This is a genomic window from Paracoccus sp. MA, assembly GCF_020990385.1.
Taxonomy (GTDB): Bacteria; Pseudomonadota; Alphaproteobacteria; order Rhodobacterales; family Rhodobacteraceae; genus Paracoccus.
Genome location: NZ_CP087598.1, coordinates 859,793 through 874,980, shown reverse-complemented (window position 1 = coordinate 874,980; position 15,188 = coordinate 859,793). Strand labels below are relative to the sequence as shown.

Below are 15,188 nucleotides of genomic sequence, written 5' to 3'. Positions count from 1 at the left end.
TCCATGACAGGATTACGACAGCCCCGGCGGGTTATTCCCGCAGCATCGCCGCTTCTTCCTCGGGCGTCAGCGGATCGGCGGCGCCGATGGCGGCGAGCGCCGCGTCCATGGACCCCTCGCCCGAGGCCGGGCGATAGTCCGCGCCGCCTTGCTGCGCGGTCGCGGCAAAGCGTTCCTGCCAGCCATCGCCTTCGCGGCAGGCCAGCACGATACGCAGCGCCTCGTCCCGCGCGGTCTCGTATTCGCGGCAAAGCCTGCCGTCCGAGGCGCGGAAGGACGCGATCATGGCCAGTTCGCCGCCATCCTCCAGCGGCTGGACCTGGCCCGAGGGCAGGCTTTCCAGCGCCGCCAGTTCCGCCGCGCCGATCCCCGGCGCGGGGGCATCCGTCCATTGCCACCAGCCAAGCCCCAGCGCGACGACGGCGGCCGAGGCCGCCGCGGCCAGCCAGGGCCTGCGGTTGAGATTGGCGGGACGCGGCGCCTCCGGCACCGGATGGGGCGCGGGGGCGGTGGCGGCGCGGATCATCGCGGCCAGCGGGTCCTCGCCGGCGGCATCCTTGCGCAGGCCCCCCAGCAGGCGCCGCGTCTCCTCAAAGCGATGCAGGCGGGCCTGCAGGTCGGGATCGCCCGCGACGGCACGCCGGATCTCATCCGCGCGGGCGGGGTCCAGCTCGCCATCGGCCAGTGCCATCAGGGTTTCGTCGTCGATCTGCATCGCCCCATCCTTGTCGCGGTCCTGCCCCGAATACGCACCCGGCGTCATCTTATTCCCAATCTTTCCGAAAGGGCCAGCCGCGCGCGCGACAGACGGCTCATCACCGTGCCCATGGGGATGTCCAGGATCCGCGCCGTCTCGGCATAGCTCATCTCCTCGACGCAGACGAGGTGCAGGATCTCGCGCTGGTCGGGGGGCAGGTCGGCCATCGCCGCCTCGACGCTTTGCAGCATCAGCCGCGCTTCCAGCCCCGGTCCGGGGTCGGTCGGCAGGACCTCGGGGATCTCGTGGATGTCGATCTTGGTGCCTTCCCGGCGTTGGCGGCGGGTCTGGTCGATGAAGGCGTTGCGCATGATGCGGAACAGCCAGGGCTCCAGCCGCTGCGCCCGGTCGAAGCTGGCCGCGTTGGCGATGGCGCGCTCGACCGTTTGCTGCACCAGGTCGTCGGCTTGGTCGCCGCGCCGGGTCAGCGACAGGGCATAGCGCCGCAGGTTGGGCAGCAATGCGATCATGGCCTCGGCGAAGCCTGCGTCCATTCACCCTCTCCACGGCGTCGGAAAATTGACCAGAGCAGGGAATAATGGAATCTGCAATGCGTAGAAAGTCCCGAAGCCGTCTCATAGCAAGGTGATGCCGATGCGCGTGCCGATAGTGTTGCTGACCCTGATCCTGGCCGTCCTGCTGGCCGACATGCGCCCGCAGGCGACCGGCTGGGGGATATCCGCCGCATGGGCGGATGACGACGATGACGACGATGACGATGATGACGACGACGACGACGCGCCGGTCCGACGACGCGCGCCACGGGTCCAGCCCGCGCCCCTGCCCACCCGCGCCCCGAACGAGGTCATTGCGCGCGGACTGTCCGAAGCCGACCTGACCGTGCTGGAGGATACGGGCTTTCGCGTGCTGCGAGAGGTCACGCTGGCCGCCGACCGGCCGCTGCACCGGCTGCGCAAGCCCGACGCGATGACGATGGACGCGGCGCGCGAGACGGTGCGCCGGATGGGCTCGGCCGAGGCGGCGGATTTCAACCATTTCTACCGCCCCGGCAACGCCGCCGCGTCCTCGTGCCGCGGTGCGGATTGTCCGGCGCGGCAGATGATCGCCTGGCCCCAGGATACGGCCGGATGCGGCGGGCCGGTGCGCATCGGCATGGTCGATACCGGGCTGAACGCGGATCATGCCGTTTTGAAGGACGCGCGCATCCGGGTCCACCGGCTGGATCCGGGCGACGGGCTTGCCGCCTCGGACGCGCTGCACGGCACCGCCATCGCGGCACTTCTGGTCGGGCGGGCGGACAGCCGCACGCCCGGCCTGGTGCCAGGGGCCGAACTCGTCGCCGTCGATGCCTTCCACAAGCGAGGCGGGGACGAACGCGCCGACGCCTTCGCCCTGATCGAGGCGCTGGATTATCTGGCGGCGCAGGACGTGGACATCGTGAACCTGTCGCTGGCCGGCCCCCGGAACACCGCCCTGGGCCAGCAGATCCGCCGCATGGACCGGCAGGGCATCGTGCTTGTCGCGGCGGCGGGCAATGGCGGCCCGGCGGCCAAGCCGGCTTTCCCGGCGGCCTTCGCGCCCGTGATCGCCGTGACTGCCGTGGACCGCCGCGAACAGGTCTATCGCCGCGCAAACCGGGGCGAGCATATCGACCTGGCGGCCCCGGGAGTGAATGTCTGGACCGCGGCCTCGATCAGCGGCGCGCGGACGAAGACCGGCACCTCCTATGCGACGCCTTTCGTGACCGCCGCAGCAGCGTTGATCCTGCAAGCCCGGCCCGGCCTGACCCCGGCCGAGGTGCGGGCGCAATTGCAGGAAACCGCGCGCGACCTGGGCAAGGCCGGCCCGGACGAGATCTTCGGCCACGGCCTTGTCCAACCCGTGGCCGAATGCCGGAACTGAACGCGACGGCCGCCGGGAAATCTTCCGGCAGTCGATTCCGGCAATCGACGGACCTCATCGCCATGCCGCTCTTGCCGGGCAGGGTGGCGGCCTTGCGGACCATGGCGCTCTTCGATCAGGCCCCTTCACCATGGCCCGGCAGGCGCCCGGCGGCGCCAGCGTGAAGGGCCCCGATCGAAGAGCGGCGAAAGCTTGCCTGACCCGGCAGTGCCGCATCGGAACGGGGACGCCCGGCGCGTCCGTTCCCACGACCCCGGCTGGCGGACATCCATCCCCCCATGGTCCGGGAGGGGCCGCACGGTCAGCCTGCTGACGGACCGGAGGCGGCGTCGCCCGCCGGCCTGTTCGCGTCGTCGATCAGGCGGCGGTGGCGGCGCGCCTCGGCCAGCACGTCCTCGAACCGGTCCAGCCCCTTGGCCTCCAGCGCCGCGATCAGCCGCAGATAGGCCTCGGCCGTGGCGCGGGCGTCGCCCATGGCGGTGTGGCGCGCCTCGGGCGGGATGACGATGCCCAGCCGCTCGGTCAGCGCATCCAGCGAATGCGGCGCCGACTGGCCCCAGAGCATCGCCGAAAGCAGCACCGTATCCAGCACCTGATTGTCGAAATGCGCCCCGGTCTCGGGCACCGCGCGGCGCAGGAAGCCCATGTCGAAGGGCGCATTATGGGCGACCAGCACCGTATCCTCGGCGAAATGGTGAAAGGCGGTCAGGGCTGCGACCATGTCGGGGGCGTCGGCCACCATCGCATCGGTGATGCCATGCACGGCGGTCGAGGCGGGCGGGATCGGCCGGCCGGGATTGACCAGCGTGTCGAAACGCTCGCCGGTCAGGCGGCCGCGGGCGATGCGCAGCCCGGCGATCTGCACGATGCGGTCGGTAGCGGGGTCAAGGCCGGTCGTCTCGGTGTCGAAGACGACGCAGGTCAGGTCGGCCAGCCGCGACGAGGCCGCACCGCGCCGCGACAGGGCGAAATCATAGGTCAGCCCGGTGCTGTCCGGCCGGCCCGGGGCGATGGGCAGCGGCAGGACCAGCCGCGCCTGACCGTCCCGCGCCTCGGCCCAGATGCCGGTGCCATGGGCGGCCAGGATCTCGTGCCCGGTCAGCTCGGGCTGGGCCGGGTCGGGCGGCTCGGCCAGCCAGGCCTCCAGCCGGTCCATGGGCAACGGCGCCCCGGTCCAGAGCAGCAAAAGCCGCGCCTCGGACGCCTCGGCCCCGGCCTCGGTCTCGGCGGCAAGGCGGGGGGCCGCGCCCTGCTCGCGCAGGCGGCGGTCCAGATGGCGCAGCAGCCCGTTCACCCCGGCCGCGTCGGTCCTCAGCACCAGCCGGGGCTGGTCGGGCGCCAGGTCCAGCCCGGCGGCCAGCTCGTTCAGCCCCGCCCCTCCGCGCGGGGCGTCGCCGCTCATCGCCTCGGTCAGTTCGCGCAGGACATTGGCAAGGCCCTGCCCCTCGCTCTGGATCGCCTGGGCCAGCGCGGGCGGGATCGGCCCCTCCAACGCACCCAGCATCGGCACCAGGGTCGCAGCGTGGCGGCGCAGAGTCTCCAGCAGGTCGCGCGGCGCGGGGTGCTGCGGCGGGCGGTCGTTCAGGATCAGCAGCGTGCCGCCATCGACCCGCCGCATGCGCCCCCAAAGCCGCTGCCCGGCCGAGGTCAGGCAGGTCAGGTCCGTCGCCGCCGCCCCCGCCGCCAGACGCGCCGCGCCGGCCTCCAACGCGCCGCCGGGCAGGTGGCGCTCGATGGGGCGGTCCAGCGCGATGCCGGGCAGAAGATGCGCGGCAGAGGCGTTGTAGAACATCACCCGCCCGGCCGGATCGGTCATCACCGCGCCGGCGCCGATATCGGCAAGAATGGATTCCAGCGTCTCCTTCTCGCGTTGCAGGTCGGCGGCATGTTCGGCGACGGCATCGGCCAGCGCCTCGGCCGAACGCGCCCGCGCCTCGGCGGCGTCGCGCGCGGCGGGGCCCAGATCGGCAAGATAGCGGGCCTCCTCGATCTCGGGCGCCTGACCGGTGCGCAAGCCGCCGGCCAGCAGTTCGATCGGGCGGGCCAGGTTGCGGTCGAACAGGAACCAGATCCAGACGATCATCCCCAGCGCACCGAAGCCCGCGATCAGCGCCGCAAGCGCCAGCGCGTCCAGCATCGCCTGGACCGCGACGCCCCGGCCCGCAAGGCTTGCCCCCGCGACCCACAGCCCCGCCGCCAGGACCGCGAGGACGGCGCCCGCAAGCCCGGCAAAGATCAGCAGAATCCGGGCCCTCAGCGACAGCCGCCTCAGCATCGCCCGCCCAAGAGCCGCGCCAGTTCCGCGCGCAGCTCGGACAGCTCGAAGGGCTTGGCGATGAAGCCGTCCGCCCCCAGCGCCAGCCCCTTGCGCCGTTCCACCACCGAGCCGCGCGCGGTCATCAAAAGCACCCGCACGTCGTTCAGCGCCGGATCGGCGCGCACGTCCTGCACGATCTGGTAGCCCGAGACGTCGGGCAGCATCACGTCCAGCAGCACCAGATCGGGATGGCTGGCGCGGATCTCCTCGACCGCGCCGGCGCCGGTGGCCATGCGGCGGTGCTGATGGCCGTCGCGCGACAGCAGGAAATCCAGGGCGGTGGCGATATTGTCCTCATCCTCGACCACAAGGATCCTTGCCATCAGCCTCCTCCCCCGCAGACGGCGGAATAGGCCGGATCCGAGGGGCCGGACGCAGACCATGCGCCGCGCGCCGGCCGGACCAGACCCTTCGCGCAATCGAATTCCTGCGGCACGACCAGCGTCGGGCCGCGCCGCTCGACCAGCGTGATCCCGGCCCGGCGGATGCCCTCGGCGGTCTCCGAGATGCCGGCCGGATCAAGGGCGGCAAAGCGGATCACCACCGGCGCCAGATAGGTCCAGGGCGCCCAGGGCTGGCTGTCGCGGCCCACCAGCAGGATCTGCGCATCCGCGGGCAGCCGGGCGACCGCACGGTCATACCAGGCGTAGTCGTTCCAGACCGCATAGGCCACCATCGCAAGGCCGATGCCCGCCGGCAGCAGCCAGCGCGCCGGCGTCCACCCCAGCTTGCGCAGCAGATGCATCCCGGCATAAAGCAGCGCCGCCGCGCCCACGCCGACCGCGATCACGCCCAGCAGTTCGACCCCGATCCCGGTCATATGCCCCTCATCCCAACATTCCCTTGCCGTGGCCTAGCGCCGATTGCATCCCCCGCACCACCACGAAGGCGTCGCGCAGGTGGCTGCGCTGAAAGTCGGGCAGCGCGGCGGGGGACAGGTGGTTGCCCGGCCGTTCGCCGGCGCGGATCTGCGCGGCCTGGTTTTCCAGCCGCGTGGTCTGGATCAGGTCATAGGCCGCGATCAGGTCGCGCGCGCCGCTGCCCGAGATGATGCCCGCCCCCTGCGCCTCGACCAGCCGGGCGCGGGTATTGACCGGCGTCAGCTGCCCCTGCAACGCATAGATGCGGGCCAGGTCGGATACCGGCACGACGCCGCTAAGCTTCATGTCGATCTGGTTGCGATGCTCGCCGGTGCGTGCGGTCGCGAAGCCCCCGATCAGCCCCAGCGGCGGGCGGTGCTTCAGCGCGTTTGAGATCATATGCGCCACGAAGATCGAGTTCTTCGCCGCCATCCGCAGCGTCTCGGTCTGCAGCCCGTCCAGCAGCGCCGCCTCGCCACCGATGGCGCGCAGGTCGAACATGACCGAGGCGAGCATCTGCGCCTCGGGGCTGGGATGGGCGATCCAGTCGCGGAAATAGCCGCGCCAGACCCGGCGCGGCTGACGCCAGCGCGGCGTGACGGCCATCATCTCGCCGGGGCAATAGACATAGCCGCAGGCGTTCAGCCCGTCGCAGACAAAGCGTGCCAGTTCGGCGAACCAGGGATCGTCCGGGTCGCAATCGTCGCCGAGGATCAGGCAATTGTCCTGATCCGACACGCCGGTCTGTTCCTGCCGTCCCTGGCTGCCGCAGGCCGCCCACAGCCAGGGGCCGGGCGGCGGCCCCAGCCGCGCCTCGGCCATGACCAGCAGGCGCCGGGTCACCGCATCGGCGATATCGGTGATCATGCGGGTGACGGTTTCGTGCCGGTGATGGCCGTTGACCAGTTGCACCAGCAGTTCGGGGATGCGTGCGGTCGCCGCCGCCATGCCGCCGACATCCTCGGATTGCGCGATGTCGCGGATCAGCGCCGAGGCCGAGATCGCCTGCACCCGCGTCAGGTCGGTCTGGCTGACCATGCCGACGAAACGGCCCTTCTCGACCACCGGCAGATGGCCGATGCGGCGCTCCAGCATGATGTTCAGCACGTCATAGCCCAGCTCCGAGGGCGAAAGCGTGATCGGATCGGGCGTCATCACCTGCGCGACCGGCACGTTCACGTCGCGCCCCTCGGCGACGATGCGGTTCGAGATGTCGCGGATGGTGACCAGCCCGACCAGCCGCTCCCCGTCCAGCACGCCGATGCTGCTGACGCGGGCGTCGCGCATGGCGCGCGCCGCCTCGATGGCGGGGGTTTCGGGCGTGCAGGCCAGCGGCGCCTGCCGCCCGATCAGGTCCCCGACCTTGAGCAGCCCCAGATCGCTCTCGCGGCCGCCGGGCAGGCCGCTGCGGTCGAAGAAGCGCGCCACCGCGCGATGGCTGCCGATCAGCCGCATCAGCTCGGCGCGGGGCAGCATCAGCACGGTCGCATCCTCGACGGCCGTCGCGGTGGTCACCGCCACCCCGTCGCGCAGCAGCCCCCTTTCGCCGAAGGAATTGCGCGCCACCAGTTCCGAAACGGAATCCCCGGCGGCATCCGAGACCCGGACCAGGCCGCTCTCGATCAGGTAAAGCCCCGCCAGCCGGTCGCCATGGCGATAGATCACGCTGCCGGCCGGATAGGTCCTGCGCCTGAACGACGCCGCCGCCCGCGCCAGCTCGTCCTGCGGCAGGCTGTCATAAGGATGAACCGAAGCGATGAATGCGGCGATGTCGTTCATGTCCTGCCCTGCCGATCGGCGGAAAGGCCGCGCCCCGCAGGGGGCGCGGCCGTTCGTCAGTGGGCCTGCGCCCCGCCGGCGCCGCGCGGGATGCGGATCGACTCGACCAGGTCGCGCACCTCGGCGGGCGGCTCCTTGGTGGCGCTGGACACCAGATAGGCCACCGCGAAGTTGATCACCGCGCCGACCGTGCCGAACGAGGCCGGCGAAATGCCGAACAGCCAGGCATCCGCGGTATCCGGCAGCATGTTGGTCCCCGAGATGAAGAACCAGCCCTTGTAGGTGAAGATGTAGACCAGCGTCGCGATGACGCCGGCCAGCATCCCCGCGATCGCGCCTTCCTTGTTCATGCGCGCCGAGAAGATGCCCATCATCAGCACCGGGAAGATCGAGCTTGCCGCCAGACCGAAGGCCAGCGCCACCGTCTGCGCGGCAAAGCCCGGCGGATTCAGCCCCAGGATCGTCGCCACCAGGATCGAGACCGCCATCGAGACGCGGGCCGCGAACAGCTCGCCCTTCTCGCTGATGCCGGGATTGATCGCGCCCTTGATCAGGTCGTGGCTTACCGCGCCCGAGATCGCCAGAAGCAGGCCCGCCGCGGTGGACAGCGCCGCCGCCAGGCCGCCGGCGGCGACGATGGCGATGACCCAGCCCGGCAGGTTGGCGATTTCCGGGTTGGCCAGAACCATGATGTCGTTGTTCACCGTGGTCAGCTCGTTGCCCTGCAGGCCCTGCTCGGCGATCACCGCGGCCAGCTGGTCGTTCGCCGCCCCGGCCTCGTTGTAGTACTGGATCAGGCCGTCGCCGTTCTTGTCCTCCCAGTTCAGCAGGCCCGTCACCTGCCAGTTGCGCATCCAGTGAAGGTCCTCGCGGTTCTGGATGTCTTCCAGCGACACGGCGGGCTGGCTGAAGGTCTGGCCCGTCTCGGCGCCCGGCCACATGGTCGCGGTCAGGTTGAAGCGCGCCATCGCACCCACCGCCGGCGCGACGGTATAGAGCAGCGCGATGAAGACCAGCGCCCAGCCCGCCGATTTGCGCGCATCGGCCACCTTCGGCACGGTGAAGAAGCGGATGATGACATGCGGCAGGCCCGCGGTGCCGATCATCAGCGCCATGGTGAACAGCACCATGTCCAGCGTCGACTGGTGATGCCCGGTATAGGAGCGGAAGCCCAGATCGGTGACCACCTGGTCCAGCGTCGCCAGGAACTTGGTGTCCGATGCGTTCAGCGTGCCGAACAGCCCGGTCTGCGGCAGCACATGGCCGGTCAGCTGCAGCGCGATGAACACCGCCGGGATGGTATAGGCGATGATCAGCACGATGTATTGCGCCACCTGCGTATAGGTGATGCCCTTCATCCCGCCCAGCACGGCATAGACGAAGACCAGCGCCGCGCCGATCCACAGCCCGGTCGAGCTGGACACCTCAAGGTAGCGCGAGAAGGTCACGCCGACGCCGGTCATCTGGCCGATCACATAGGTGATCGAGATGATCAGCAGGCAGATCACGCCGATGATCCGCGCCGTGCCGGAATAGAAGCGGTCGCCGATGAATTCCGGCACCGTGAACTTGCCGAACTTGCGCAGATAGGGCGCCAGCAGCATCGCCAGCAGCACATAGCCGCCGGTCCAGCCCATCAGATAGGTCGAGTTGTCATAGCCGGTGAAGGCGATGAGGCCCGCCATCGAGATGAACGAGGCCGCCGACATCCAGTCGGCCGCCGTGGCCATGCCGTTCATGACCGGGCTGACGCCGCGGTTGGCGGCATAGAATTCGGCCGTGGAGCCGGCGCGGGCCCAGATCGCGATGCCGATGTAAAGCGCGAAGGACGCGCCGATGACAAGAAGGTTGAGGGTGAACTGGCTCATCGGATGCTCCTCACTCGTCCACGCCGTGTTCGGCATCAAGCCTGTTCATGCGCCAGGCGTAGAAGAAGATCAGCGCGATGAAGACCAGGATCGAGCCTTGCTGCGCGAACCAGAACCCCAGGTCGGTTCCCCCCACCGAGATGCCGGCCACCAACGGCCGCAGGATGATCCCGAAACCATAGGAGACCAGGGCCCAGATGATCATGCACAGCCAGATCAGCCTCAGGTTGGCCTGCCAATAGGCGTTTGACGATTGTCTGTCACTCATGTCCTTAAATCCTCCCTTTTTCAGACATGTCGTTCCGTCTTTTCCGGCGTGGTTGCGCCCCTCCGTTCCCCCGGCGGAAAAGGGCCGGGGGCATCTTCCGTGCCCGGTTCAGTGCCGGTTCATTCTGTTTTCGATGAGTTCGTCGACGACGGCGGGGTCTGCGAGGGTGGAGATGTCGCCGAGGGCGGCGAAATCGTCCTCGGCGATCTTGCGCAGGATGCGGCGCATGATCTTGCCCGAACGCGTCTTCGGAAGACCCGGCGCCCATTGGATCAGGTCCGGCTTGGCGATCGGCCCGATCTCGGTGCGCACCCATTTCTCCAGGTCGGCGCGCAGCTCGTCGCTGGGCTCCACCCCGTTCATCAGCGTCACATAGGCATAGATGCCCTGGCCCTTCAGCGGATGCGGATAGCCCACAACCGCCGCCTCGGCCACCTTCTCATGCGCCACCAGCGCCGATTCCACCTCGGCCGTCCCCATCCGGTGGCCCGAGACGTTGATCACGTCATCCACCCGCCCGGTGATCCAGTAATAGCCGTCCTCGTCCCGCCGGCAGCCGTCGCCGGTGAAGTAATAGCCCGGATATTGCTGGAAATAGGTCTCCATGAAACGCTGGTGGTCGCCCCAGACCGTGCGCATCTGACCCGGCCAGCTGTCGGCGATGCACAGCACCCCCTCGGCCGGGTCGCCCTCCTGCACCGCCCCGCTCGCGGCATCCAGAACCACCGGCCGGACCCCGAAGAAGGGCAGCGTCGCCGAACCCGGCTTGGTCTCGATGGCGCCCGGCAGCGAGGTGATCATGTGGCCCCCCGTCTCGGTCTGCCACCAGGTGTCCACGATCGGGCAGCGCCCCTTGCCGACATGCCGGTCGTACCAGACCCAGGCCTCGGGGTTGATCGGCTCGCCCACCGTGCCCAGCACCCGCAGGCTGGACAGGTCGTATTTCTCGACCCATTCCGGCCCCTGCCCCATCAGCGCCCGGATCGCGGTCGGCGCGGTGTAGAACTGGTTGACCTTGTGCTTCTCGCAGACCGCCCAGAAGCGGCCGGCATCGGGCCAGGTCGGCACCCCCTCGAACATCAGCGTCGTGGCGCCGTTGGCCAGCGGGCCGTAGACGATGTAGCTGTGCCCGGTCACCCAGCCCACGTCCGCCGTGCACCAGAACACGTCGCCGTCGCGATAGTCGAAGACGTATCGATGCGTGATCGCCGCGAACAGCAGGTAGCCGCCGGTGGAATGCACCACCCCCTTGGGCTTGCCGGTCGAGCCCGAGGTGTAAAGGATGAACAGCGGATCCTCGGCCCCCATCGGCCGCGGCGGGCAGTCGGGGCTGACCTCCTCCATCAGCTTCAGCACGTCCACGTCGCGCCCCTCGATCCAGGTGGTCTGGTCGCCGGTATGCTTGACCACCAGGCAGCGCACCCGGTCCGAGCAATGCAGAAGCGCCGCGTCGGTGTTCGACTTCAGCGCCGTCTTGCGGCCGCCGCGCGGCGCGGTGTCGGCGGTGATCACCAGCTTGGCGCCGCTGTCGTTGATGCGGTTGGCCAGCGCGTCGGGCGAGAAGCCGGCGAAGACGATGGAATGGATGGCGCCGATGCGCGCGCAGGCCAGCATGGCATAGGCCGCCTCGGGGATCATCGGCAGGTAGATCACCACCCGGTCGCCGCGCATCACCCCCTGCGACAAGAGCACGTTGGCGAAGCGGTTCACCTTGTCGGACAGCTCGGCATAGGTGATGTGGCGCGCCGGCCGGGCCGGGTCGTCCGGCTCGAAGATGATCGCGGTCTGGTTCGCCCGCTCGGGCAGGTGGCGGTCGACGCAGTTCACCGAGGCGTTCAGCACCCCGTCCTCGAACCATTTGATCGAGACCCGGCCCATGGTGAAATCCGTGTCCTTCACCCGGGAATAGGGCTCGATCCAGTCGAGCCGCAGACCCTCGCGCCCCCAGAACCCCTCGGGATCCGAGAGCGATTCGGCATAGAGCCGCGCATAATCCCCAGGCCCCGCATGCGCAGCAGCAAAGCCAGACGGAACAGGATGTTTCTCAAGCGATTCAATGGACATGGCTCCCCCTCACAGCGATCGCATCATTCCCCCTCCCCTGCGGCTGCGGCATCGTTTGCCCGGGCCGGCGCAAGAGAGCTCCGACGCCATGTTAAGCGGAACATCTCCATTCTGTTAAGTGTTTATATATAAAGGGAATTTTGTAAATAAATTGACAGGATGGATATGCGATATGTAAATATTTTACAGACCAGCCTGAACCGTCATTCGGGGGCCAAGCGAATACGCGGGACCGTTCCTGGGAACCGGTCAGAGACGGTCGCCGGCTTATCGGTCAGCTTCCAGAATGAGGAAGTTCCGGCCCGCGCGCTGCGGATGCCGGGCGGTCGCGAGGCCGGCTTGTCCCGCACCAATGACACGCGCATCCAACGGCTTTTAGGGGGCAATGGTCATATTTGACCGCCCCAAAAAGCAGCGCGACGAGCGCCAGCTTAGCGATGGCGAACGCGGTCCGCATGACCAGGTTCTGGACTGTCCGGCGATGAAGAGCAGAAGCGCGCCCACGGTCGGCCCGAGGGCCCGCTTCGTGAAGCGCAAAGCAGGGCATTGCCCGGCTTTCCCTGCCACACGCGCGCCTGTACCCATGAACTCCGTCCTCTCGGTCATGTGGCGAGAAACCTCCAGCCTCTCCGCTGTGATGAAGTCCATGATCGCAGCCGCTGTCGCATGCGCCGGATCGCAGAGAACCAGAATGTCGTCGGAATATCGGAGATAGAGCCGTTGGCTTTCAACTTCGAGCCGCGGCCGAAATCATACGCGACCCTCCCACAATATGGGTTGCAAATGCATGACCTGGGGGGAAGTGCTGGGTCGCGAGCTATCCCAAGCTTGGGGGTATCGGCACGAAGTGAGTCACGTATCGGTGGCATCTGAACACTTCCGGAAACTTTCCGTTGAATCGGTCCCTCTTCCAGGACCGGCTTGCAGCCTTCGGTTGCCACCGGCTGCTCCCGAATGCCCGAAGCGCATGAGAGTCCGGGCATCACCCTCGCACATTCCTCAATGAATGCGGGCGGGCGTTTGCCACGTGGGGCCCGGCGCAACCGGCTGCGTCCGGTCATGTAACGCAGGATCGCGATATCTTCCCTGCGCGAAGCCCGGCCGCCGGACCGCCCCGGCGTGCCGCCAGGGGCAGGCCGTCAGCCCGTCACTGCCGCGCGAGCCATTCGGTGATGCAGCGCCGCAGGTTCGTCTCGCCCAGGGTCCGGGCGTCGTCGATCACCCGCTTCAGCTCGCTCAGGTCCACCCGCCGGATCAGGTGCTTGACCGGCCCGATCGAGGCCGGACGCATCGACAGCCGCCGGAAGCCGAGCGCCGCAAGCGTCACCGCCTCGATCGGCCGGCCGGCATCCTCGCCGCAGAAAGACACCGGCACCCGCGCCTCGTCGCAGCGCTGCACGATCTGGTCCAAGAGCGTGATGAACGAGGTGTTCAGCGTGTCGTAGCGCCGGCGCACCCGCTCGTTCTCGCGGTCGGCGGCAAAGAAGAACTGCTTCAGGTCATTGCCGCCCACCGAGATGAAATCGCACATCTCGAAGAACTTCTTCGGCGCGAAGGCCAGCGACGGGGTTTCCAGCATGGCGCCGACGCGGATGTCCGAGGGCATGGCATGGCCCAGCCGCTGCTCGCGCGCCAGCTGCTCCATCAGCAGCTTGTGCGCCTCCTCGAACTCCTGCATCTCGGTGATGAAGGGGAACATGACATGCAGCGGGCGGCCCACAGCGGCGCGGATCAGCGCCTGCAGCTGCATCCGCAGCACGCCGCGCTTGTCAAGGCCGACGCGGATCGCCCGCCAGCCCATGGCCGGGTTCGGCTCGTCCTGCGGCTTCATGTAGGGCAGCACCTTGTCCGAGCCGATATCCAGCGTGCGGAACATCACCGGCTTGCCATGGGCATTGTCCAGCACATGGGCGTAAAGCGCCGCCAGCTCGCCCCGGCGCGGCACGCGGGTGCGGGTCAGAAACTGCAGCTCGGTGCGGAACAGCCCCACCCCCTCGGCGCCCGAGCTTTCCAGGCTGGGCAGGTCGGCCATCAGCCCGGCATTCATGTAAAGCTGGATCGTGGCGCCGCATTTCGCGGTGGCGGGCAGGTCGCGCAACCCGGCGTAACGCTTCTGCGCCTCGGCCTGCATGGCCATCTTGTCGCGGAAGGCCTTGGCGACGCTTTCCTCGGGGCGCAGATGCACCATGCCCATGTCGCCGTCGACCAGGATCAGGTCGCCGTTCAGCGCCTCGGAGGTGACGCGCTCGGCATGGATCACCAGCGGGATCGCCAGCGCCCGGGCGACGATGGCGGCATGGCTGCCGACCGAGCCCTCTTCCAGGACCACCCCCTTCAGCCTGCGGCCATAGTCCAGCAGTTCGGCCGGGCCGATGTTGCGGGCAACCAGGATCGGGTCCTCGGGCATCTCGGCGCCGGTATCGCGGCCCTGCCCGGTCAGGATGCGCAGCAGCCGGTTCGACAGATCGTCGAGGTCGTGCAGCCGGTCGCGCAGATAGGGATCGGCGGCGCTTTCCAGCCGGGCGCGGGCCTGGCTCTGCTCTTTCTCGACCGCCGCCTCGGCGGACAGGCCCAGCTCGATCGCCTCTTCCATGCGGCGCAGCCAGCTGCGGGAATGGGCGAACATGCGATAGGTCTCCATGACCTCGGCCGAATCGCCCGAACCCATGTCGGTGGCGGCCAGCATGGAATCGACCGTGGTGCGCAGCATGGCCACGGCCTCGGTCAGCCGGGCCTTTTCCTTCAGCGGATCGTCGGCGACCGGATTGGTGACCACCACGCGGGGCTCGTGCAGCCAGACGCGGCCCTCGGCGCAGCCCTCCTGGCCGGTGCCGCCGCGGAACATGACCGGAAAGCGGTGCTGCAAGGGCAGACTGTCGGCCTGCGAGCCGAGAAAGGCGCCCAGCTCGGCCATCTCGGCCAGCACCATGGCGACCACTTCGAGGCCGTAGACCTCGTCCTCGCTGAACTGCCGGGCGTCGCGGGACTGCACCACCAGCACGCCCAGCTTTTCGCCGACGCGCTGGATCGGCACGCCGAGAAAGCTGGAAAAGATCTCCTCGCCGGTCTCGGGCATGTAGCGGAAGCCCGGCTCGGCCGGGGCGTTGGCGGTGTTGACGTGCCGCCCGGTGCGGGCGACGCGGCCGACCAGCCCCTCTCCCAGCCGCAGCCGGGTCTGGTGCACCGATTCGGGCTTCAGCCCCTCGGTCGCGCAAAGCTCCAGCGTGTCGGGGTCGCGGAAAAGATAGATCGAGCAGACCTCGGTCCCCATCGAATCGGCGATGTGATGGGTGATCTGATCCAGGCGGTCCTGGCCGCCACCGGGGGCGGCCAAGGTTTCGCGCAGCCGCCGCAGCAGCTTGCGCGAGTCACTGTCCTTGCGTTCGGGCATGATCCTCCCGCTTCAGGCTGA

At 68.7% G+C, this 15,188-nt stretch carries 12 protein-coding genes; 1 reads left to right on the top strand and 11 read right to left on the bottom strand.

Annotation, left to right across the window (positions count from 1 at the left end):
* Positions 1–31: 31 nt before the first annotated feature.
* Positions 32–715: an anti-sigma factor gene (locus LOS78_RS11430; protein WP_230378291.1), complete on the bottom strand. Its 684-nt coding sequence runs from the start codon at positions 713–715 to the stop codon at positions 32–34.
* A 44-nt stretch (positions 716–759) separates the two neighbouring features.
* On the bottom strand, positions 760–1,251 hold the full coding sequence (locus LOS78_RS11425) for an RNA polymerase sigma factor (protein WP_028714681.1): 492 nt from the start codon (positions 1,249–1,251) through the stop codon (positions 760–762).
* A 100-nt stretch (positions 1,252–1,351) separates the two neighbouring features.
* Between LOS78_RS11425 and LOS78_RS22030 the strand changes: the two genes are divergently transcribed.
* Complete coding sequence (locus LOS78_RS22030; protein ID WP_305802572.1) at positions 1,352–2,620, top strand: S8 family serine peptidase; 1,269 nt, start codon at positions 1,352–1,354, stop codon at positions 2,618–2,620.
* 301 nt (positions 2,621–2,921) lie between these two features.
* Here the strand turns inward: LOS78_RS22030 and LOS78_RS11415 are convergent, their stop codons facing one another.
* The 9 genes from LOS78_RS11415 to ptsP all read right to left on the bottom strand — a co-directional run bounded on the left by LOS78_RS11415 (position 2,922) and on the right by ptsP (position 15,167).
* Entirely contained in the window at positions 2,922–4,895 is a 1,974-nt protein-coding gene (locus LOS78_RS11415) for a 3'-5' exonuclease (RefSeq protein WP_230378290.1), read from the bottom strand.
* Positions 4,889–5,260: a response regulator transcription factor gene (locus tag LOS78_RS11410; protein ID WP_028714684.1), complete on the bottom strand. Its 372-nt coding sequence runs from the start codon at positions 5,258–5,260 to the stop codon at positions 4,889–4,891. The genes LOS78_RS11415 and LOS78_RS11410 overlap by 7 nt, the downstream gene beginning before the upstream one ends.
* The gene (locus LOS78_RS11405) at positions 5,260–5,757 is read right to left on the bottom strand and encodes a hypothetical protein (protein ID WP_028717493.1); all 498 of its coding nucleotides are present in this window, start codon (positions 5,755–5,757) and stop codon (positions 5,260–5,262) included. The genes LOS78_RS11410 and LOS78_RS11405 overlap by 1 nt, the downstream gene beginning before the upstream one ends.
* 7 nt (positions 5,758–5,764) lie before the next feature.
* Complete coding sequence (locus LOS78_RS11400) at positions 5,765–7,576, bottom strand: DUF294 nucleotidyltransferase-like domain-containing protein (protein WP_230378289.1); 1,812 nt, start codon at positions 7,574–7,576, stop codon at positions 5,765–5,767.
* Between the two features lie 56 nt (positions 7,577–7,632).
* On the bottom strand, positions 7,633–9,444 hold the full coding sequence (locus LOS78_RS11395) for a sodium:solute symporter family protein (protein WP_028714687.1): 1,812 nt from the start codon (positions 9,442–9,444) through the stop codon (positions 7,633–7,635).
* A gap of 10 nt (positions 9,445–9,454) precedes the next feature.
* Positions 9,455–9,712: a DUF4212 domain-containing protein gene (locus LOS78_RS11390; RefSeq protein WP_230378288.1), complete on the bottom strand. Its 258-nt coding sequence runs from the start codon at positions 9,710–9,712 to the stop codon at positions 9,455–9,457.
* Positions 9,713–9,820: 108 nt separating this feature from the next.
* On the bottom strand, positions 9,821–11,776 hold the full coding sequence (acs, locus tag LOS78_RS11385; RefSeq protein WP_028717134.1) for an acetate--CoA ligase: 1,956 nt from the start codon (positions 11,774–11,776) through the stop codon (positions 9,821–9,823).
* Between the two features lie 267 nt (positions 11,777–12,043).
* Complete coding sequence (locus tag LOS78_RS22090) at positions 12,044–12,145, bottom strand: NAD(P)-binding protein (RefSeq protein WP_198019313.1); 102 nt, start codon at positions 12,143–12,145, stop codon at positions 12,044–12,046.
* A 778-nt stretch (positions 12,146–12,923) separates the two neighbouring features.
* Positions 12,924–15,167, bottom strand: coding sequence for a phosphoenolpyruvate--protein phosphotransferase (ptsP, locus tag LOS78_RS11380; protein ID WP_028712059.1), 2,244 nt, complete (start codon positions 15,165–15,167; stop codon positions 12,924–12,926).
* Between the last annotated feature and the right edge of the window lie 21 nt (positions 15,168–15,188).